Raw genomic sequence first — 19,363 nt, forward strand, 5'->3', positions numbered from 1 at the left:
GCAGGCCTCGACGTAGCCGACGCTCGGATCGGGAAGGGTAAAGTCGACGAGAACGTCCGGATCGCGTTCGTCCAGCAACCGGGGCAGATCCGCCTCGTCCTCGACGTTGTAGCCCGAGACCGGGCCGACCGTCGATCTGTTGACCGCGAGAACGACCTCGAGGCCGTCACGGTCGCTCGCCGCCGCGAGCACCTCCCGGCCCATGTGGCCGCCGGCGCCGGTGACGGCGAGGCGTGTCACCCGTCGACCTCCAGCGGTTCGAGATCCGCAAGAACGGCTTCGAGATCGTCACGATGGTTCTCGGAGAGACGGGTGAGCGGGGACCGGACGTGGCCCGGACCGTACCCCCGGATGGCCATGGCCTCGTTGACGGGAATGGGGTTGGTCTCCCAGAACAGCGCGCGCATCAGCGGTCCGAGTTCGTGGTGGACCGCGCGAGCGCGTTCGTACTCGTTGTCGAGCGCCGAGTGGACCATCTCGACGGTCCGTCCGGGTTCGACGTTTGCGACGACACTGATGGTGCCTCGCCCGCCGACCGCGAGGGTCGGCAGAATAAGGCCGTCGTCGCCGGCAAGAACCGAAAACTCCTGATCTCGGGTTCGCTCGACGACCTCCGACACCTGCGCGAGATCCCCGCTCGCGGCCTTGTACCCCCGGATGTTGGGATGGGCGGCCAGTTCGACCGCCGTGTCGACTTCGATGTTCCGGCCGGTGCGCCCAGGGACGTTGTAAACGATCTGTGGAAGGTCCACCTCGTCTGCGACCGTCCGGTAATGCTCGGACATGCCCGCCGGTTCGGGCTTGTTGTAGTACGGCGAGATGAGAAGCAGACCGTCGGCCCCGGCGTCGGCGGAGCGACGGGAAAGCGAGAGCGCCTCGGCCGTGTTGTTCGAACCGGAGCCGGCGATGATGGGCACCTCGTCGCCGACGGCGTCGACGACCGCCTCGACCACCTCGATGTGTTCGTCGTGGGAGAGCGTGGCGCTTTCGCCGGTCGAACCAACCGGAACGAGGCCGTCGACGCCGGCGTCTGCGAGACGCTGGGCGCTCGTCCGGAGCGTCTGGAAGTCGATACTGCCGTTCTCGTGGAACGGCGTCGTCATGGCGGGGTAGACCCCGCGGAACTCGGATAACGTCATTTCCTTTGGATGGGGCGGCTGCGCTGTTAGTCGTGTCGGAACTCGACCGGTCGGAACACGCCCGGGACGGGGTCGCTACGCCCGCCGCGAGCGAGGCTACCGGCCGCGCTTCGTCAGGAGAGCGGCGTGGCCACGCGTCGTGTTCGGACCGCGAACGACGACCGGGACGCGAAGCCGGGTCACACCACCAGACCGACGGGGAGTGGATTTATGTCTTGTGTTCGAGCGCGCGTTATGATGATTCTACATCCTCGTCGGACTGCCCCGGGTCTCCCACCATGCCGGCCGGCAGGACGGCCTCGAGTTCGGCGTGGAGGTCGTCCGGAGTGTGGAAGGCGTCGCTTCCCATCTCCGAAACCAGTTCGCCCAGGTTCGCCTCGTCGTCGGCGGAAGCAACCGTCACATCGACCAGTTCGGCCGCGGCGTCGTCCCGGGTAACCGGGAATTCGAGCCGCTCAAACGCCGACTCGACCCGATTCAGATTCACGCGTTCGCCCATATCCCGGCGTTTGCCCGGGGGATATTTAATGGTGGGCACGCGCCGTCGTTCGGACCGGTGCCGGTATCGACGCCACCGGGTAACACACAAGTGGATCCGGACCGTACGAACCGATACTCATGATTCCGGAGCCGTGGCTGTACGCGCTCCTGATCGTCGTCGTCGGAGCACAGTTGCTCACCGTGGCGTACGTGTCCCGACGGATCCGGTTCCACGAGAACGACGCGAGTCCGACGGCCGGCCCCGGGCGCTCGGCGGGGTCCGAGGAGGTGGTCTGTCCCGACTGTGGGGCAAAAAACGAGCCCGGATACCGTTACTGTGGGCGGTGTGTCTCCGAACTTCCCGGGACAGCGGCTGTCGGCCGGCGTCCCGTCCCACCCATCGGCGGCCGGAGCCTCTGACGCCGGGCGACCGTCGTCGGTCCGGAGCCGTCGGGAGCGCCGCCCGACGGGACAAGGTAAACTACTCGAACTCCGGATCCCGCTTCTCGACGAACGCCGTCATCCCTTCACGCTGGTCGGGAGTGCCGAACAGACCGCTCCACGCCCGCCGTTCGACGGTCATCGCTCCTTCGCCTCCGGTTTCGTGGTAGGCGTTGAGCGCCTCCTTGGCGGCGTAGAGGGCGTGGCGGGGCTTGGCGGCGAGTTCGGCCGCCATCTCGTCGACGTGATCGTACAGGTCGTCGTGGGCGACCACCTCGCCGATCAGGCCGTGTTCGTGGGCGTCGGTCGCGTCGAGGCGGTCGCCGAAAAAGATCAGTCGTCTCGCCAGTTCGTCGGAAACGAGACGCTGGAGGAGTTGTGTACCACCCCACCCCGGAATGATTCCGAGGTCGATTTCGGTCTGTCCGATGACCGCTCGTTCGCTCGCCACGCGGAGATCACAGGCGAGAGCGAACTCACAGCCACCACCGAACGCGTAGCCGTTGATGGCGGCGATGGTGACACCCGGGAACCCCCGCAGGTCGCGGACGACGCCCTGTCCTCGCTCGGCGTAGGCGAGTGCCTCGGGCGTCGAGAACTCCTTCATGTAGTCGATATCTGCGCCGGCGATAAAGGCGTCGTCGCCGGCACCGGTGAGAACCAAGACGCGCGCTTCTTGCTCCGTCGCCTCGGCGATTGCCGACTCGATTTCGCCGAGCGTCTCGGTGTTCATCGCGTTCAGTGCGTCGGGCCGGTCGACGGTCAGGTTGGCGACGCCGTCGGCGACGTCGAGGGTGACGGTGTTCCAAGACACGCCCGACCCGACGGTGGCCAAGGGATTAATCGTTCGGGGTCTGCCGGTCGTTGGCGAGCGGAACACCGATATGTGCGTCGGCCGAACCGCCCGACGATGACACTGTCGGAGGAGGAACGCGACCGATTGGCGGACATCGTCCGCCTCCAGCCGACGAAGAACGGTGAACTGCAGGAGCGGTGGGGGCTCGACGGCGGGAGCGAGGTCCATTCGTATCTCGAAACCCACCTCGCCGATTACTACTACCGCAACGAGAACAGCTACATCTGCGCGACGCCGGAGGCAGCCGACCTGGTCGGTGTCGACCCCGGTGTCGAGGGCGACGAGGACGGCGTCCAGGTGATCCGCGTCCCGGAACTCGAAGCGCAGGTGTTCGAGGTGGTCGCCGGCCCCGATGAGCGCTCCGAGAGCGTCGTGAGCGTCCTGCAAAAGGTTCGGGCGGCGTTCGAAACGGACCCCGGGGTGGACGCGGTTCGCGAGGCGCTCGGTAATCTCCGGCGCAAGGGGGTCGTCGAGGTGGTCTACCGGACCGTCCCGACCTACAAACGCGCGGCCGACGGTACAGGCGTCGAGGTCGAAATCGTCTGACCGGCCGTCACTCCCCGTCCGGTCGCCGTTGCCGTCGCCGACGCCGGGCTAACAGTCGCTGGATCCCTTTGCCCGGTCCGCCCTCGATGGGCCACCCGTGGGTCCGCCACGCCGGCGGTTCGGGCTCGAACCCGGGACAGTCGCCGGCACACTCCGCCGCAGTCTGGTGGCACTCCTTCTCGGCACACCACGGGACGAACGCGTCGGCGGACTCCCTGAGTCGGAACCACCGGCAGTCGGGCCGCATCGTCTCGACGTACGACCGCCAGCCCGACCCGTACGCCCGTTCGGCCAGTTCCAGTCGCTTGCTCTCCCGGTCGGCCGGCGGCGACGACGCCTCGGCGGCCGGATCGAGCGTCGCGGGGTGCCACACAACCCGCGAGTCGACGCCCTCGCCGTCGAGCGAGAGCGCGAGAACGCCGGCCTCGACGGGAAGACCCTCGAACAAAGCGGGTTCGACCGTCTCGCCGGTCGACGCCGTGGCGACCCACACCTCATCGGCCAGCGCGGCCGAGACGTCGTGGTCGAGTTGATCGACGAGTGCCCGCGCCGCACTCGCCGAGAGGTCGGGCTTGTTCTCGACGGCGACGAGTCGGCACACCCAGTCGGGGTAGGGTTCGACCTGCCTGATCCGAATCCGGTTTCCGTCGCGCTTGGTGTCGACGATGCCACGAGCGTCGGCACGGTGGACCGCCGCGCGGACGTATCGCCACGGGTAGTCGGGGTCGGGGAGCGCGTCGCGATACCACGCCCAGTCGGTGGGGGCGTTGCGAACGACGTGGAGCAGGTCGGAATCGAGCGCCCCCTCCCCGAAGGCCGCACGCGCGGCGAGGCCCTCCGGGTCGGCCTCAACGACGACGGTGTCCCAGCGGCGATTCCGAGTGCCGAGCTGGCGGGCGACGACCGGGACGGTCGCGGTGTCGCGGTCCGGCGGCCACGCACGCTCGGCCCACCGGCAGGTGACGAGTTCGAAGCCGAACTCGGCGTCGCCGGGTGCGCCGTCGATCACGGCCGGTGAACCGGGTCGCCGCTCGGTCGGCTCACCCGAGGTACGTCCGTTTGCCCGCTTCGGTCCCGGAGTCGACGAGTCCGTCCAGATACTCGTGGGCCTCCTCGAGTATCTCCCGCGGGCCGTCCTGCGTGATCGTGTTGATCGCCTGTTCGTAGTCCCGCCACTGCAGGTCGCGGTGCTCCGTCGAAAGCTCCGCGCTCGCCTCGAACGAGCGGGCAATAAACAGGTGGACCGTCTTGTGGATGGTGTTGCCGCCGGCCTCGAACACGTAATCGTACTCCTCACGGAAGCCGTCGATGAGCCGGAAATCCTCGATTCCGGCCTCCTCGGTAACTTCTCTGATCGCTGTCTGCTGAAGCTCCTCGTCGCCCTCGACCCCGCCTTTGGGGAACTCCCAGTCGCCGGGGCGGCTCTTCAGGAGGAGATACTCCCGTTCGCCGCGGGTGTCGCGAAAGAGGATGGCTCCAGCACTGATCGCTTCGACCGTCATTATCGGTTGTATACGGTCCCGGGTTAATAGAATATCGGACAGATGCGGTCCCGGACGGGTGCGTTTTTCACCTTCGAGCGCGCACCGATGTGGTAACCATGGCCTTCGTGACCAAACTCAGTTTTCAAAGCGGGGATCGAGAGGCGCTCGAATCGCTCGTCACCGACCTCAAGCGGATGGTCGAACGCAAAGGTGCGGAGTGTAAAGGCCCCCACTCGGCGCCTCCCGAGCATCTCACCGTCCCGCAGTATCGCACCCTTCAGCCCGGCGACCGATACCCATCGTGGGAGTACACGTCCTACTCGCGTCGGCTGGAGATCCACGGCAACGACGAGGTGGCCGGCCGGATCGGCCACATGGAGTTCCCCGAGAGCGTCCACGTCGAAATCGAAGTCGATCGAAAAAAGCCCCTCGGCCACCGAAACGGGTAGCAGTCGGTTGTCCCTCCGGTCCGCCAACCGTCACGACTTATTAAGATGGCTCACGTCCGTTTCGGCATGCGCTCCCCGACGGTCGACCTTGATGACGGCCTCCGTGACCTCCGCCGTGACCTGCACCGACACCCCGAACCCGCCTGGCGGGAGTTCTACACCACCGCCCGCCTCGTCGACAAACTGGAGCGACGCCCGCTCGATGCACTCCACGTCGGCCCGGAGGCGCTCGGGACCGACCGCCGGGGCGTTCCGGACGACGCCGAGTTGGCTGACTGGGCACACCGCGCCGTCGAGGCCGGGGCACGGGCCGACATCGTCGACCGACTCGACGGCGGTCACACCGGACTGATCGCCGTTTTCGAACGGGGCGAGGGCCCGACGATCGGCCTCCGGGTCGACATCGACGCCCTGCCGATCACAGAGGCGGCGGGCGACGACCATCACCCCGCCGCCGAGGGCTTTCGTTCCGAGAACGAGGGGTATATGCACGCCTGTGGCCACGACGCCCACGCGACCGTCGGTGTGGGTGTTCTCGACGCCGTCGTCGATGGTGATTTCGAGGGGACGCTCAAGCTGTTTTTCCAACCCAGCGAGGAGATCATTGCCGGGGGTGAACCGATGGCCGAGAGCGGCCACCTCGACGACGTGGACCGGCTCCTCGCGCTTCACGTCGGTCTCGACCACCCGACCGGTGAGGTGGTCGCCGGGATCGACGGCTTTCTCGCGGTCAGTCAGTTCCGTGCAGACTTTGCGGGTGCGTCGGCCCACGCCGGCGGCCACCCCGAACGCGGTCGCAACGCGGTCCAGGCGATGGCGACCGCGATCGGGAACCTCTACGCCATCCCCCGCCACCACGACGGCGAGACACGGGTCAACGCCGGCCGTGTCGGCGGCGGCACCGCCTCGAACATCGTTCCCGAGGAGGCCTTCATCGACGGCGAAGTACGCGGCGAGACGACCGAACTCATGGAGTATATGGACGACCACGCGGAACGCGTCGTCCGGTCGGCCGCCGAGATGCACGACTGCGAGGTCGAAATCGAACGCGCCGGTCGGGCACCCGGCGGCGAGAGCGACGCCGACCTTGCCGCCGTCGTCGCGGACGCCGCCGCCGAGGTCGAGGGCGTCGACTCCCTTCTCGACAACGCCAAGCTAGGCGGCAGCGAGGACGCCACCTACCTCATGCGCCACGTTCAACAACGAGGCGGACTGGCCGCATACGTCGGCGTCGGCACCGACCATCCCGGCGGACACCACACGCCGACCTTCGACGTGGATGAACGGAGTATCCGAATCGCCGTCGACGTGTTCACCGAAACCATCGAACGGCTGGGTCGGGAAGCGGTGTAGAGACCAGCGACCGACAGCAGGTGGGGAACGGCGGATGTGCGCTTCCGGAGACTCGGACCGGTCTCCCCCCGACGGGTCACCACACCACTCATGCCGGCCGAACCGTGCCGCTGACCCGTTGGCGTCCCGGTAACGTACGAAGGGCCGGTATGACGACGGATCGATCACCTCCGACACCCGAAACAAACCGATATCCGACGACCGTCCGGGACACGACATCGACATCCGCGAACGTCCCGAGGCCTACGAGAGCGGTCGCGGCGAGCAGAGGACAAAACTCTGTGGCCGGAGTCTCGGTCACCGCTCGGAACAGCTGTCAGCCCGAAATAGACCGGATGGTCGGCGTTCTCGTTCGCTTTCGTAACAGATATACGACATGATTCGGAGAGCCGTTCACAGGTATTTTGATTCCTGCTTGTATATTATGTAGTAATTGTGATGGACGACTCGTCAGTGTCTCGCCGTCGGGTTCTCCGTACCGCTGGCATCGGAACCACCGTAGCACTTGCTGGATGCTCAGGTGGTGGAGACAGTTCGAGTGATACAGGATCCAATGACAGAACCGAGTCGAGTGAGTCGACAGCATCGGACGAACCGACAGAAACTGACCGAGAAATCACCGAGCGGTGGGCGTACCAGACCGAGGGGGGAGTCTCCTCACCGCCGACAGTAGTCGATAATACCGCCTACATCGGTGATGAGCGTGGCAATGTGTACGCACTGAGTGCCAGCGACGGCACCGAGCGGTGGATATATCAGCAGGCTGAACGTGAGACATCCCCACCGGCGGTGGCTAACGGCACCGTCTACGTCGGTAGCCGAGACACCAACGTGTACGCCTTGTCGGCGGCTGACGGTTCCGAACGGTGGACGTTCCAGGTCAGAGGGCAGGCGAGAACGTCGCCGGAGGTGGATGAGGACACCGTCTATATCAGTAGTACAGGCAGTAGGATGTACGCACTGGGAGCCAGCGACGGCTCCGAACGGTGGACGTTTCAGAACAAAGGGGAGCTGTTCTCACCGACTGCGGTGGTCGATAACACCATTTATGTGGGCGGTGTGTTCGGTTTAGATGGTGGCGCTGTCCACGCGCTGTCAGTTGCTGATGGCGCCGCCCGATGGACCTACGAAACCGGGGGTGCAGCGTACGCGGGGGCGGTGGCCGATGACACCGTCTACGTCGCCAGTAGCGACGACAATATCTACGCACTGTCAACCACCGACGGCTCCGAACAGTGGGCCTTCGAGACTCGGGATGCTGTGCTCCTGTCCCCGACGGTGGGTGATAACACCGTTTACATCGGGAGTACCGATGGTAACGCCCACGCGTTATCGGCTGACGACGGCTCACAGCAGTGGGTATTCGAGACTGCCAACCGCGTGACTTCCTCGCCGGTGGTGAGCGACGGCACTGTCTATGTCAGCAGCGGTGACCGCGTACACGCGCTGTCGGCGGCTGACGGCTCTGAACGGTGGAGCTACCGGGATGAGGGCGCTCGGCTCTCGTCGCCGGCAGTGGTCGATGGTACCGTCTATGTTGGCAGTAGCGACAACAATGTCTACGCGTTGGCTGAGTGAACGGGAGCGTGGCCGCTGTGTATCGGTGAGCACACAATCATCTGCCTCTCGCACTCGGGGCGTCGCCATGGAGTATCACGGTGTGTCGCCGCACGGTGACGGAGGCGTACCAAGACGCGGGACCACAACACGGACCCGCTCCACCCCTACTTCGATTTTGACTTCGACCTCAACTCCGACTCCGACTCCAACGACGGCAACACGAAGGGTCGGTAAGAAACAAGCCCCGGGCGTTTGACACCGGCGGTGACAGGATGAACGGCTCACGGGCGGCGACAGCCTCCCGGCCAATCCCACGGAATCAAGCTCCGACGGTAGTTGGCGTTGTGGCGGGTCGAAACACGGCCACGACAACGACATCACCTGGGTCGGAAACGAAACCCACGGACAACGGGGGCGGCCGTGCCGGCCGGACTCGCGTTAGTACTTCGGCTCGGCGCCCGTCGTCTCGTACACCCGGTCCATCAGGTCGTCGCGGTCGTTTTGCCACGCCTCGAGACCGGACGGATCGGACGGATAGGCATCATATCGGTCGATCAGTTTCTCCGAAAGCTGTTTGGTCCGGTAGAAATCGAGTATCGTTCCCCAGTAGCCAAAGCTCTTGACCGCGCTTTTGAGTTTCAGGCCGAGACCCATCGATGTCGACCCCGAGTAGAGCGCTTCTGCGAGTTTTTCGCCCGGGATCGATGCCAAAAGCCCCATCAGGTCGTCGACATCGATGGCCGTCGAAAGGACGTTGTACACGTCGAGACCGGCGTACCGCGCCCCGAAGTGGTCCATAACACGCTCGTTGTACTCCCACAGCGCCGCCTCGGTGGGGCCGCCGTCCGCGAGGGCATCGACGACCGCGTCGGCGGCGTAGGTGCCGGCGTAGGCCGCGCCGGCGATGCCACCCCCGGTCGTCGGGTTGACGTGGCCGGCGGCGTCGCCAACGGCGACAAAACCCGGTGCGACCGCCGAGTCGTACGGCCGTCGGGTCGGAAGCGCCGCGCCGAGTTTGTCTTTCACCTCCGCGCCCTCGAACTCCGGTCGGGTCTGCAGGTCGGCTCGGAGGTCCTGGACCAGTTTCATCGGCGCTTCGGTCATCTGGAAGCCGAGGCCCGCGTTGATCGTCGTGCTCGTCCGCGGGAAGTACCAGAGATAGCCCGCGGCCCGTTCGGTCGGCTTGAACACGAGGGCGTCGTCCCACTCGACCTCCTCGGGCACCTCGACGATCTCGCGGTAGGCCGAGCAGAACTGGGAGTACGAGACGTTGGTGTCGAAGGTGGTGTTTTCGAGATCGGCTTTGTCCTGCAGGATCGAGAGCGCGCCGGCGGCGTCGATGGTGACCGCAGCCTCGTAGGTGACCGGGTCGCCCGTCCGGATGGCGCGAACGCCGGTGACACGGCCGTCCTCCTGGAGAACGTCCTGAACGACGGTGTTGTAGTGAAACGCCGCGCCCGCCTCGGTCGCGCCGTCGATCATGCGCCGTCCGAACTCCAAGCGGTCGATGACGGCGAGTTCGCCGGGCACCGGGATGTCGAGAACGGTGTCGTGTTCCGGGAGTTCGAATCGACCGTGGTCGACGCCGGTGTTGGTAAACGAGGGCCTGATCTCCGATTTCGGGATGGCGTCCGGAAACGCGTCGGCCCCTTTCAGTGCGTCGCCACAGGCGATATGTCCCGCCTCGGATTCGTCTTTCCGCTCGATAACGACGACGTTGAGGCCGTCGGCGGCGGCCGCCGCCGCGGCGTAGCAGCCGGCGGTGCCCGCCCCGACGACGGCGACGTCGCACTCGTGAGTGCTCATTGGTACAGCGTGGCTTCCGCGGTGGGAAAACTCTTCGTTCCCGTTCCGTCGCCGGCGAGACGACGGGACTCGACGGGAACCTGGCCCCCCACCGTCGCTACGCCGCCGCCTCGACAGCCCGCTCGATCCGGTCGCGCGCAGTCGCCACCAACTCCTCGACGGCCTCGCTTTCGGCGTAGAGGCGGACGTACGGCTCCGTTCCGCTCGGACGGACGAGCAGCCACGACCCGTCCGGCCGTTCGAGTCGGATCCCGTGGGATCGGTCGACGGTTCCGTCCGGAAACGCCTCCGGAAGCGTCGCCGCCAGCCGGTCCATCGTCGCTTTCTTCAGGTCGTCGGGACACGCGACACTCACCTTTCGGTACGGGCGTTCGTCGATCGGGTCACGGAGGGCCTCAAGCCCCTCCTTGGCGACTAGTCGGGCGATCACGGCGGCGCTGACCACGCCATCGATCCACCCGCCGAATCCGGGGTGGATATGCTTCCATGGCTCGGCCGCAAACGCGACCGTTCCGTCGCCGTCTCGAACGCTTGCGACGCCCTCGTGGAGCGAGCCGAGCGCGACCCGTTCGACCCGCCCGCCCGCGGCGACGACACGCTCGTCGATCCGGGCCGAGGCGTTGGGCGTCGTCACAACGACCGGATCGGCGGCGTCGGCGTCGCGAACGCACCGCTCGGCGACGATGGCGAGAACGGTGTCCTCGTGAACCACCTCGCCGGCGCCGTCCACGATGACGATCCGGTCGGCGTCGCCATCGTGCCCGACCCCAAACGCGGCGTCGCCGTCGGCGACGAACCGGCGGAGCCCGCCGAGTGATTCGGGCGTCGGCTTGCTTTCCCGGCCGGGGAAATGGCCGTCGACGTTGCCGTGGAGCGTGACGACGTTCGCACCGAGGCGCCGCAGGACCGCCGGCGTCGCGAGCGCGGCCACGCCGTTCGCACAGTCGACGACAACCTTGAGACCGTCGAGCGACGAGCCGTACCGACGGGCGTGGTCGACGACCGCCTCGCGGTAGGCGGGAAGCACCGACGCGTCGCGCGCCTCGCCCCAGCCGTCCCAGTCGAGCGGTCGGGAGCCGTCGTCGACCCGCCGTTCGATCGCCCGCTCGGCCTCACCGTCGAACTCGACGCCATCGGCGAAGAGTTTGATCCCGTTGTCGCCGGGTGGGTTGTGCGAGGCGGTGAGCATCACACCCTGCCGACCGCGGGCGGCGTATGCGAGCGCGGGCGTGGGGACGACACCGACCCGCCGGACCGAAGCACCACCCGAGAGCGCGCCGGCCTCAACGGCCGACGCCAGTCCCTCGCCGGTCGTCCGCCCGTCCCGACCGATCACGAGTTCGGTGGATCGATCTCCGCCGTCAGCGCGTGCGATCGCCCGCCCGACCGCCACCGCGAGTTCCGGTGTCACGTCCGTGACCGCGCTCCCACGGATGCCCGCCGTCCCGAAGAGATCCATACCTACCGTCCGTGGGCCACCGGCTTGTATCGGTCGGTGAGGGATCGAAAGGTTCAGGCCGACCCCGGCGGATTGGGCGGTATGCCAGCGGCCGACCCCGACGGTCCCGGATCGCGGATCGACCGGGTCGTCGTCGCCGTCGTCGCCCTCGTTGCCGTCGCCCTCGCCGCCCGAATCGTCAACCTCGGAACCCGCCCGCTCCACTGGGACGAGGCCCGCGTCGGCTACTGGACCCTCCGCTCGCTCGACACCGGCACGCTCGCCTACCGCCCCGTCGCCGGCGGCCCGTTACTGTACGTTCTCGGTCGGGCTGTCTTCGACGTCATGGGTGCAACCGACATGACCGCCCGCGCCGCCGTCGCCGTCGTCGGCGGCCTGTCGCCGCTTCTCGCACTCCTCTTTCGCGGGCCGGGCGACGGCCGTGACGGCCGTCCGGACTCGGGCTACCGCCTCGGCGACGCCGAAACGGTCGCGCTCGCGGCGTTGCTGGCCGCCAGTCCCGTTCTCATCTACTACGGCCGGTTTCTCCGGGGTGACCTCCCCCTCGCGGTTTTCGGTCTCGTCGTCGTCGGCTGTGGTGCCCGCCTTCTCGATTGCGACGCGGACGGGGCGGCTCCGGCCGGCTACCGCTACCTCGGTGCGGCCGCTCTCGGTTTCGCCGTCGCGGCGTCGGGGTTCGTCGTCGGCTACGTTCTCTGTTGGTTGGCCGCCGCCGTTCTCACCGTCGACCAGCGACGACTCGCCGAGGAAAGCGTCGACGCCCGGGAGCGAATCGGGGCCGCCCTCGTCCGACTTCGAGGGTCGCCACGGGCCGCTCTCGGCGCGGTTGCCGTTTTGCTCTCCATCCACCTCTACTTTTATGCGCCACGAACCGGCGGCGGAATCAAGCCGACACCTGGCACGGTAGAGGCGGCCTTTGTCGGCGCAGCCCGGCGGTTCTACGGCGTCCGCGTCGTCGGTCGGCGGCAGGGCGGCGAACACGAACTCCTCCCGTATCTGAGCGCCCACGCCGAGACGCTCTTGGCGGCGTCGGCCGTCGTCGTTGTCCTCGCCGCCGTCGGCTTCGCCGCCGATCGGTACGGCCCCGGTCCCACGCGGCCGGTGGTCGCCTTCCACGCCTACTGGGCCGGCGCGTCACTGCTCGTCTTTCCGGTCATCACCGAGGAGAGCGCCGCGTGGCTCGCCGTTCACACTATCGCGCCGGCGCTCGTCCCCGCGGCCGTGGGAGCCGGACTGCTCGTCCGCTACGCCGCTCGCGCGCTCGCCCGCGACGACGCCGTCGGCGTCGCCGTCGCCGGACTGGTGGCGCTTGCCGTCGTCGGCGGGGTCGGCGTCGCCGTCGCGGACACGGCATACGGACCGACAACGACGGAGAATCCGCTCGTCCACCACGCGCAGCCCGCGGACAGCCTCGATCCGATTCGCGCCGACGTATCGGCCGCCGCCGAGGGCAACGATGGTGTCGATGTGCTGTTCTACGGCCCGACGTTCGTCGCCCGGACCGAGGCCGACACGGGCCGGCCGCCGGTGAGCGACGCGTGGGGAAACCGGCTGCCGCTCCCGTGGTACATCGAGCGGACGGGTGCGGAGACGACGGGGGTCCGCGGTGTTGAGGGACTGGCGGCGTTGGACACCGTGCCGCCGGTGGTGATCGCCGAGGCCAGCCAGCGGCCGACGCTCGCGGCGCGACTGGACGGCTACGAGGCGAACACGTACCGGTTGTCGCTGTGGAATCGAGAGATCGTCGTGTTCGTCAGGCGTTAACGGAAGCCCATCGCTTCGATCTGTTCCTGATACCGGTTGCGGATGGTGACCTCGGTGACCTGCGCGACGTCGGCCACCTCGCGCTGGGTCTTTTTCTCGTTACAAAGCAACGAGGCCGCGTAGATGGCCGCCGCCGCGAACCCGGTCGGCGATTTCCCCGAGAGCAGCCCCTGTTCGGCCGAGACGTCGATAATCTCGGTGGCCTTGGCCTGTACTTCCTCGCTGAGTTCGAGCGCAGAGGCGAACCGCGGGACGAACTGCTTGGGGTCGACGGGCTTGAGTTCCAGTCCGAGTTCCTGTGAGATATAGCGGTAGGTTCGGCCGATCTCCTTCTGTGGAACGCGGGAGACCTCGGCCACCTCGTCGAGACTCCGGGGGATTCCCTCCTGCCGACAGGCGGCATAGAGGGCTGCGGTAGCGACCCCCTCGATCGACCGCCCGCGGATGAGATCCTCGTTGAGCGCCCGTCGGTAGATCACGGACGCGACCTCCCGTACCGACCGGGGGACGCCGAGCGCAGACGCCATCCGGTCGATCTCGGAAAGCGCGAACTGGAGGTTCCGTTCGCCCGCGTCCTTCGTCCGGATACGCTCCTGCCACTTGCGCAGTCGGTGCATCTGTGAGCGCTTCTCGGAGGAGAGCGACCGCCCGTACGCGTCCTTGTCCTTCCAGTCGATGGTCGTCGTCAGCCCGCGGTCGTGCATCGTCTCGGTGATCGGCGCACCGACCCGGGACTTGCTCTGGCGCTCCGAGTGGTTGAACGCCCGCCACTCCGGTCCGCGGTCGATCTGTCGTTCGTCGATCACCAGTCCACAGTCGTCACAGACGAGTTCGCCCTGATCCGCGTCTGTGACGACGTTGTCCGAGTTGCACTCGGGACAGTCCACGGATTCGTCAGCGTCCTGTTCGGTTTCCTGGCTTCGCTGACGTTGGCGGCTAGGACGTTCCATTATAAGTGTCGTGGCGAACCTTTTATTTAAATCTTTGGCCGGTCACCCCGCAGATCGCGTGCTCCGCCGCCGCCGTGGCCACCGTATGCGGCGGGACGCCGGAGTTGGTCCCGTCGTGACACGCTCCACCCGTCGTACCGGCGGGGGTCGGGTCCCGGTCGCAGGCGCACGTTTAAGTTAGCGCGCGCCGGTTTGCCACGTACGATGTCAGGGGACGCGGCGTCACCGAGTGGGGGGACGCTGGGCGAACTTCGCCAGCGACTCGTCCGAACCTACGAGATGCTCCGAGGGTCGTCCATCGACGCTCGCCCGTTTCGTCCGGGCGAGGACGGCCCCCTCGCCACGTTCGACTCCCCGCCGGCTCACGAGGAACGCGACCGCTACTGGGTGAACGCCCCCTTTGCCTTCGTCGTCATCACCTACGACACCGATGAGAACGAACACCGGTACAACGTCGTCGAACCGGATCTGAACGAGTTCGAAGCCGCACTGCTCGACCGGGTCCGGGAGGACATCCGCGACCCCCTGCTCCACCGGGACACCGATGTGGCGGCCGAACAAACGGTGTTGACGACGGAACTCGAGTCGCTGTTAGAGGAGTACGGCGTCGACGTGGCGATGTCGACCTTTCATAAGTTCCACTACTATCTGATCCGGGACTTCCGTGGCTTTGGCCGTCTCGACCCGCTGATGCACGATCAACACATCGAAGACGTGTCGTGTGACGGCTATGATCTCCCCATCTTCGTCTACCACGACGGGTACACCGACATCGGGACGAACGTCGTGTTCGAGGATCCCGACGAACTCGACAACTACGTCGTTCGCTTGGCACAGCAGTCCGGCCGCCATATCAGCGTCGGCGACCCGGTCGTCGGGACGACACTGCCCGACGGCTCACGGGTCGAACTCGCCCTTGGCGAGGAGGTGACGCCACGGGGGTCTGCGTTCACCATCCGCCAGTACGCCGACGATCCGTTCACGCCGATCGACCTCGTCGAGTACGGTACGTTCAGCATCGAGCAGATGGCGTATCTGTGGCTCGCCATCGAGAACAACAAGTCGCTCGTCTTCGCCGGTGGAACGGCCTCGGGAAAGACCACGTCGATGAACGCGGTGTCGATGTTCGTCCCGCCGCGGTCGAAGGTGCTTTCAATCGAGGATACGCGCGAACTGTCGCTGTACCATGATAACTGGCTGTCGAGTGTCACGCGCGAACGACTTCATCAAGGAGCCGACATCGACATGTACGACCTGTTGCGGTCGGCACTGCGCCACCGCCCCGAGTACATCATCGTCGGCGAGGTGCGGGGCGAGGAGGCGGTGACACTGTTCCAGGCGATGAACACCGGTCACACCACGTTTTCGACGATGCACGCCGACAGCATCGAGACGGTTATCAACCGCCTCGAAAACGAACCGATCAACGTCCCGCGAGCGATGATCCAATCGCTCGACCTGCTCTGTGTCCAGCGACTCACCCGTCTCGACGGCGAGCGGGTTCGTCGCTCCGCGGCCATCAGCGAGATTGGGGGTGTCGACCAACGGACCGGCGAACTCGACTACTCGAACTCCTTTACCTGGGACGCCGACACCGACACCTTCGAGGGCTACGACAGTTCCTTGCTCGACGAGATTCAGGACGACCGAGGGTGGAGTCGAACCCGCCTGCTGGAGGAGCTCCGCGACCGACGACGGTTCCTCGCGGCGTTGCAGGACCGCGGCATCACCGACTACCGACGGTTCACCGCGCTGATCAACGAGTACTACGCCGACCCCGACAGAGTGCTTGAGCGCATCGGCGAGATAGATCTCGGTGACGTGTCGGGATCCGGTGACACGGATGCCGGTGACCGCACGTGATCGCACACCTGCTTCCGCTCGCGCTTGTCGCTCTACTGCTTCTCCCGGTCGTGTGTGCTTCGTTCAGCCGGCGGGCCGATCTGTTCATCTCGCGGCTGGCCGTCCCGGTGTTCGGGGACTACGTCGGGGGGAGTTCGCGGAAGCCGTGGCAGCGCTCACGGATGCGAGCGACACACGCCGGAACGACCCACCGTGTGTTCGCCTCACGGACGTTGTTTTTCGCCGGCTTGGCCGGCGTCGTCGGCGCCGTTCTCGGTGTCTACGTCGCCGTGTGGCTGGTGGATCTCTTTTCTATCAGTCGGGCCGCAATCCTCGCTTTTGTCCCCACCCCGCTTTCCTTTCTTGCCGGACTCACCCGGATCCAAGATCTGACGCTTCTTGGCCTGTTTGTCCTGTTTCTTTTTTTCGGGGCGACGGTCGGAACGGTGCTTGCGCTCGGCACCTACTGGGTACGGTGGGCGTACCTCGATCAGTTGGCGACCGCACGGGCAAGCGAAATCGAGGCGACGCTCCCCCGGACAATCGCGTTCGTGTACGCGCTCTCCCGGAGCGGAATGCCCTTTCCGGCGGTGCTTGCGACGCTTGCCGACAACGACGACATCTACGGCGAGGCCGCCCGCGAAATCGGTGTCACGGTGCGAGAGATGGACACCTTTTCGACGGATATCCTGACGGCGCTTAGACACACCGCCGACCGAACGCCCAGCGAGAGGTTGGGGGAGTTTTCGAGCAACCTCGCCAGCGTTCTCGGAAGCGGCCGGAACCTGCCGCCGTTTCTCCGCGAGCAGTACGAGCGCTTTCAGGAGGAGGCCGAATCTCAACAACAACAGTATCTCGAACTCGTCGCGACGTTCGCCGAGGTGTACGTGACGGTTCTCGTCGCCGGCCCGCTTTTTTTGATCACCATTCTCGTCGTCATCGGGCTGGTTATCGAAAACACCCTCACGCTCGTCCGGATCATCGGCTACGTGGGTATCCCGCTTGCGAGCGCCGTGTTCGTCGTTTATATAGACAGCCTGACACAGGACGAGACGGCGATGACGAACGTCAGTCGCGACGCCGCCGTCGCCACTGCGGCCGCCACCGACGAGAACGACGACGCGCCGGCCGGTCCCCCGACACCACCCATCTCGGACGGCGGGGAGACGGTCGACCGCTGGCGGCGAAACGCCGACCGCCTCGTCGCCTACGACCGGTTTCGGGCGCTTCGAGCGTGGGCGAACCACCCGTTCCGGAACGTTCTCGAACGGCCGCGGGTCAGTCTCGTCGTCACCGTACCGCTGGGGCTACTTTGGGTGCTCACTCGCTCCGTCCCGATCCCGCTTGGTCCGTCGGCGCTCCAGACTCTCGATGGGCCGGTCATTGAGGCGTCGTTGTTCGCGATGGCCGTGTTCGCCGTTCTCCACGAGACACACAAGCGCCGGGTCCGCCGGCTCGAACGTGCGGTTCCCGACTTTCTCGACCGCCTCGCCAGCGTCAACGAGGCCGGGATGACCGTTGTCGAGAGCATCCAGCGCGTCGCCGGCACCGATCTCGGTGGCCTCGAAGCCGAGGTGGACCGGATGTGGCGGGATATCCAATGGGGAACGGACGCGTCGACGGCCCTCCAACGGCTGGCGGTCCGAACCCGCGTCCGGATGGTGTCACAGGCGGTGACGCTGATCACGAACGCGATGGACGCGAGCGGCGACATCGCGCCGGTCCTCCGCATCGCCGCCGACGAGGCCAAAGAAACACGCCGTCTCCGTCGAGAACGGCGACAGGAGATGCTTACCTACGTTCTCGTTATCTACATCTCCGTGCTCGTCTTTCTCGGCATCGTCGCGGCACTGACCGTCGCTTTCATTCCCGCCGTGCAAGAGGCGGCGGGCGTGGGGACTGCCACACCGTCGTCGGCCCCGGGCGTCGGCGGCTTGGCCGGGGCGTTCTCCGGGTCGGAGATCAACACCGGGGCGTACGAACTCCTCTTTTTCCACCTCTCAGCGATCCAAGCGGTCTGTTCCGGAATCATCGCCGGTCAACTCGCAGAGGGCGGCACGGCCGACGGAATCAAGCACGCGACCGGACTGCTCGCGCTCACATACGCGGTGTTCGCCTTCGCGCTCTGAGCGCGGGGTCGCCGCGGCATGTATATGTGCGCCGCGATACGCGTCGGTGTATGGACCGACCGGAGCCACGGGCCACGTACGACCGCATCGCGGACCACTTCGCCGCGACACGCGAACACCCGTGGCCGGAGATCGAGTCGTTCGTCGCCGACGCCGACCCGGCCGCGCTGGCATTCGATCTGGGCTGTGGCAACGGTCGCCACGCCGAGGTGCTCGCCGACCGCGCCGACCGCGTCGTCGGCATCGACGCCAGCAGGGGCCTGCTGAGGACCGCGCGGCGACGACACGCCGACCGAGGAGACGACGTTTGTCTGCCACTCGTCCAAGGCGACGCCGCCCGTCTTCCACTCGGGGCCGACCGGTTCGGCCTCGGTGTCTACGTCGCGACTCTCCACCACCTTCGGCCACGGGCGACCCGTATCCGGAGCCTCGACGAACTCGGGCGCGTCCTCGCACCGGGCGGGCGGGCACTGGTCTCCGTCTGGAGCACCACCCACGACCGGTTCGACGCCGACCGCGGGTTCGACACAACCGTCGACTGGACGCTCCCGGGCGGCGAGACGGTCCCGCGGTATTATCACATCTACGACCCCGCCGAGTTCGACCGCGACCTGGGGTCGAGTACCCTCGTTTCCCACGACACCTTCCGGGCGAGTGGCAACTGCTATGCGGTCGTCGGGCCGCCTGACTGATGTGTCGTGGGCGTTCGCTGCCGGACCGCAGGTGTCCCGGCCGGGCGCTCTGGGAGAGCGGCCGCACAGACGTGGAGGACTTAACCCCCCGGCGAGCGTAGACACATTTGATGAGCGATACCGACACCGACACCGACACCGACATCTATGGCGACTACGAGGTGGCCGTGGTCGGCGGTGGGCCGGCCGGCCTGACCGCCGCGCTGTACGCCACCCGCCTCGGCCACGACACCGTCGTGTTGGACCGCGGCGGTGGGCGAGCGGCGATGATGCAGGACACGCACAACGTTATCGGCGTCACCGAGGACGTCTCCGGCGTCGAGTTCCTGCAGACGGCGCGTGAGCAGGTCCAATCGTACGGCGCGACACACCGCAGAGCGTTCGTCTCCGGCCTCGACCGCACCGCCAACGAT

Annotated in this window: 18 protein-coding genes and 1 pseudogene; 10 read left to right on the plus strand and 9 right to left on the minus strand. The window is 66.6% G+C overall.

The window, feature by feature from the left end:
- From Q0925_RS06915 to Q0925_RS06925, 3 genes and pseudogenes are all read right to left on the minus strand, one after another.
- Nucleotides 1–240 (minus strand): annotated as a pseudogene (locus Q0925_RS06915) (4-hydroxy-tetrahydrodipicolinate reductase); the annotation flags it as partial.
- The gene (gene dapA, locus Q0925_RS06920; RefSeq protein WP_299333261.1) at nt 237–1,139 is read right to left on the minus strand and encodes a 4-hydroxy-tetrahydrodipicolinate synthase; all 903 of its coding nucleotides are present in this window, start codon (nt 1,137–1,139) and stop codon (nt 237–239) included. The gene dapA and the pseudogene Q0925_RS06915, both read right to left, overlap by 4 nt.
- A gap of 232 nt (nt 1,140–1,371) precedes the next feature.
- The gene (locus tag Q0925_RS06925; RefSeq protein ID WP_299333263.1) at nt 1,372–1,638 is read right to left on the minus strand and encodes a hypothetical protein; all 267 of its coding nucleotides are present in this window, start codon (nt 1,636–1,638) and stop codon (nt 1,372–1,374) included.
- Nucleotides 1,639–1,757: 119 nt separating this feature from the next.
- Between Q0925_RS06925 and Q0925_RS06930 the strand changes: the two genes are divergently transcribed.
- Nucleotides 1,758–2,039, plus strand: a complete 282-nt coding sequence (locus Q0925_RS06930; protein WP_299333265.1) for a DUF7577 domain-containing protein — start codon at nt 1,758–1,760, stop codon at nt 2,037–2,039.
- Between the two features lie 61 nt (nt 2,040–2,100).
- Here Q0925_RS06930 and Q0925_RS06935 read toward each other — a convergent pair whose 3' ends face one another.
- Complete coding sequence (locus Q0925_RS06935; RefSeq protein WP_299333267.1) at nt 2,101–2,874, minus strand: enoyl-CoA hydratase/isomerase family protein; 774 nt, start codon at nt 2,872–2,874, stop codon at nt 2,101–2,103.
- A 96-nt stretch (nt 2,875–2,970) separates the two neighbouring features.
- Here Q0925_RS06935 and Q0925_RS06940 point away from each other — a divergent pair, with 96 nt between their 5' ends.
- Complete coding sequence (locus tag Q0925_RS06940) at nt 2,971–3,462, plus strand: DUF5797 family protein (RefSeq protein WP_299333270.1); 492 nt, start codon at nt 2,971–2,973, stop codon at nt 3,460–3,462.
- A gap of 7 nt (nt 3,463–3,469) precedes the next feature.
- Here Q0925_RS06940 and Q0925_RS06945 read toward each other — a convergent pair whose 3' ends face one another.
- Nucleotides 3,470–4,471, minus strand: coding sequence for a DUF5787 family protein (locus Q0925_RS06945; RefSeq protein ID WP_299333273.1), 1,002 nt, complete (start codon nt 4,469–4,471; stop codon nt 3,470–3,472).
- 31 nt (nt 4,472–4,502) lie between these two features.
- A complete protein-coding gene (locus Q0925_RS06950; protein WP_299333275.1) occupies nt 4,503–4,964 on the minus strand; it encodes a bis(5'-nucleosyl)-tetraphosphatase in 462 nt (153 codons plus the stop codon).
- Between the two features lie 98 nt (nt 4,965–5,062).
- On the opposite strand from Q0925_RS06950, the gene Q0925_RS06955 reads away from it, so the two are divergent.
- The 3 genes from Q0925_RS06955 (at nt 5,063) to Q0925_RS06965 (ending at nt 8,326) form a co-directional block, all read left to right on the plus strand.
- Complete coding sequence (locus Q0925_RS06955) at nt 5,063–5,395, plus strand: uS10/mL48 family ribosomal protein (protein WP_299333277.1); 333 nt, start codon at nt 5,063–5,065, stop codon at nt 5,393–5,395.
- Nucleotides 5,396–5,461: 66 nt separating this feature from the next.
- Nucleotides 5,462–6,748 (plus strand): amidohydrolase, encoded by a 1,287-nt coding sequence (locus Q0925_RS06960; RefSeq protein ID WP_299333279.1) that lies wholly within the window; start codon nt 5,462–5,464, stop codon nt 6,746–6,748.
- 438 nt (nt 6,749–7,186) lie between these two features.
- Complete coding sequence (locus Q0925_RS06965; protein ID WP_299333282.1) at nt 7,187–8,326, plus strand: PQQ-binding-like beta-propeller repeat protein; 1,140 nt, start codon at nt 7,187–7,189, stop codon at nt 8,324–8,326.
- Nucleotides 8,327–8,746: 420 nt separating this feature from the next.
- Here the strand turns inward: Q0925_RS06965 and Q0925_RS06970 are convergent, their stop codons facing one another.
- Both Q0925_RS06970 and Q0925_RS06975 read right to left on the minus strand, forming a co-directional pair.
- Complete coding sequence (locus Q0925_RS06970) at nt 8,747–10,114, minus strand: geranylgeranyl reductase family protein (protein ID WP_299333285.1); 1,368 nt, start codon at nt 10,112–10,114, stop codon at nt 8,747–8,749.
- 97 nt (nt 10,115–10,211) lie between these two features.
- Nucleotides 10,212–11,573, minus strand: coding sequence for a phosphomannomutase (locus Q0925_RS06975; RefSeq protein WP_299333288.1), 1,362 nt, complete (start codon nt 11,571–11,573; stop codon nt 10,212–10,214).
- Between the two features lie 81 nt (nt 11,574–11,654).
- On the opposite strand from Q0925_RS06975, the gene Q0925_RS06980 reads away from it, so the two are divergent.
- Complete coding sequence (locus Q0925_RS06980; protein WP_299333290.1) at nt 11,655–13,337, plus strand: flippase activity-associated protein Agl23; 1,683 nt, start codon at nt 11,655–11,657, stop codon at nt 13,335–13,337.
- Here Q0925_RS06980 and Q0925_RS06985 read toward each other — a convergent pair.
- Nucleotides 13,334–14,287, minus strand: a complete 954-nt coding sequence (locus tag Q0925_RS06985) for a transcription initiation factor IIB (RefSeq protein ID WP_299333293.1) — start codon at nt 14,285–14,287, stop codon at nt 13,334–13,336. The genes Q0925_RS06980 and Q0925_RS06985 overlap by 4 nt on opposite strands.
- 204 nt (nt 14,288–14,491) lie before the next feature.
- On the opposite strand from Q0925_RS06985, the gene Q0925_RS06990 reads away from it, so the two are divergent.
- From Q0925_RS06990 to Q0925_RS07005, 4 genes are all read left to right on the plus strand, one after another.
- Entirely contained in the window at nt 14,492–16,150 is a 1,659-nt protein-coding gene (locus Q0925_RS06990) for a type II/IV secretion system ATPase subunit (RefSeq protein ID WP_299333296.1), read from the plus strand.
- On the plus strand, nt 16,147–18,258 hold the full coding sequence (locus Q0925_RS06995) for a type II secretion system F family protein (RefSeq protein ID WP_299333298.1): 2,112 nt from the start codon (nt 16,147–16,149) through the stop codon (nt 18,256–18,258). The genes Q0925_RS06990 and Q0925_RS06995 overlap by 4 nt, the downstream gene beginning before the upstream one ends.
- Nucleotides 18,259–18,308: 50 nt before the next feature.
- A complete protein-coding gene (locus Q0925_RS07000; RefSeq protein WP_299333300.1) occupies nt 18,309–18,950 on the plus strand; it encodes a class I SAM-dependent methyltransferase in 642 nt (213 codons plus the stop codon).
- A 110-nt stretch (nt 18,951–19,060) separates the two neighbouring features.
- Nucleotides 19,061–19,363, plus strand: a 303-nt coding sequence (locus tag Q0925_RS07005) for an NAD(P)/FAD-dependent oxidoreductase (RefSeq protein WP_299333303.1), incomplete at its 3' end; no start/stop codon positions are given.

This window comes from Haloplanus sp., from assembly GCF_028275055.1.
Taxonomy (GTDB): Archaea; Halobacteriota; Halobacteria; order Halobacteriales; family Haloferacaceae; genus Haloplanus.

Bases quoted from the DNA above. Each gene is read 5' to 3' on its own strand.
- Q0925_RS06965 (WP_299333282.1), top strand. From the start codon at position 7,187: ATGGACGACTCGTCAGTGTCTCGCCGTCGGGTTCTCCGTACCGCTGGC.
- Q0925_RS06990 (WP_299333296.1), top strand. From the start codon at position 14,492: ATGTCAGGGGACGCGGCGTCACCGAGTGGGGGGACGCTGGGCGAACTT.
- Q0925_RS06940 (WP_299333270.1), top strand. From the start codon at position 2,971: ATGACACTGTCGGAGGAGGAACGCGACCGATTGGCGGACATCGTCCGC.
- Q0925_RS06975 (WP_299333288.1), bottom strand. From the start codon at position 11,573: ATGGATCTCTTCGGGACGGCGGGCATCCGTGGGAGCGCGGTCACGGAC.
- Q0925_RS06930 (WP_299333265.1), top strand. From the start codon at position 1,758: ATGATTCCGGAGCCGTGGCTGTACGCGCTCCTGATCGTCGTCGTCGGA.
- Q0925_RS06960 (WP_299333279.1), top strand. From the start codon at position 5,462: ATGCGCTCCCCGACGGTCGACCTTGATGACGGCCTCCGTGACCTCCGC.
- Q0925_RS06980 (WP_299333290.1), top strand. From the start codon at position 11,655: ATGCCAGCGGCCGACCCCGACGGTCCCGGATCGCGGATCGACCGGGTC.
- Q0925_RS06925 (WP_299333263.1), bottom strand. From the start codon at position 1,638: ATGGGCGAACGCGTGAATCTGAATCGGGTCGAGTCGGCGTTTGAGCGG.
- Q0925_RS07000 (WP_299333300.1), top strand. From the start codon at position 18,309: ATGGACCGACCGGAGCCACGGGCCACGTACGACCGCATCGCGGACCAC.
- Q0925_RS06950 (WP_299333275.1), bottom strand. From the start codon at position 4,964: ATGACGGTCGAAGCGATCAGTGCTGGAGCCATCCTCTTTCGCGACACC.
- Q0925_RS06970 (WP_299333285.1), bottom strand. From the start codon at position 10,114: ATGAGCACTCACGAGTGCGACGTCGCCGTCGTCGGGGCGGGCACCGCC.
- Q0925_RS06985 (WP_299333293.1), bottom strand. From the start codon at position 14,287: ATGGAACGTCCTAGCCGCCAACGTCAGCGAAGCCAGGAAACCGAACAG.
- Q0925_RS06955 (WP_299333277.1), top strand. From the start codon at position 5,063: ATGGCCTTCGTGACCAAACTCAGTTTTCAAAGCGGGGATCGAGAGGCG.
- dapA (WP_299333261.1), bottom strand. From the start codon at position 1,139: ATGACGTTATCCGAGTTCCGCGGGGTCTACCCCGCCATGACGACGCCG.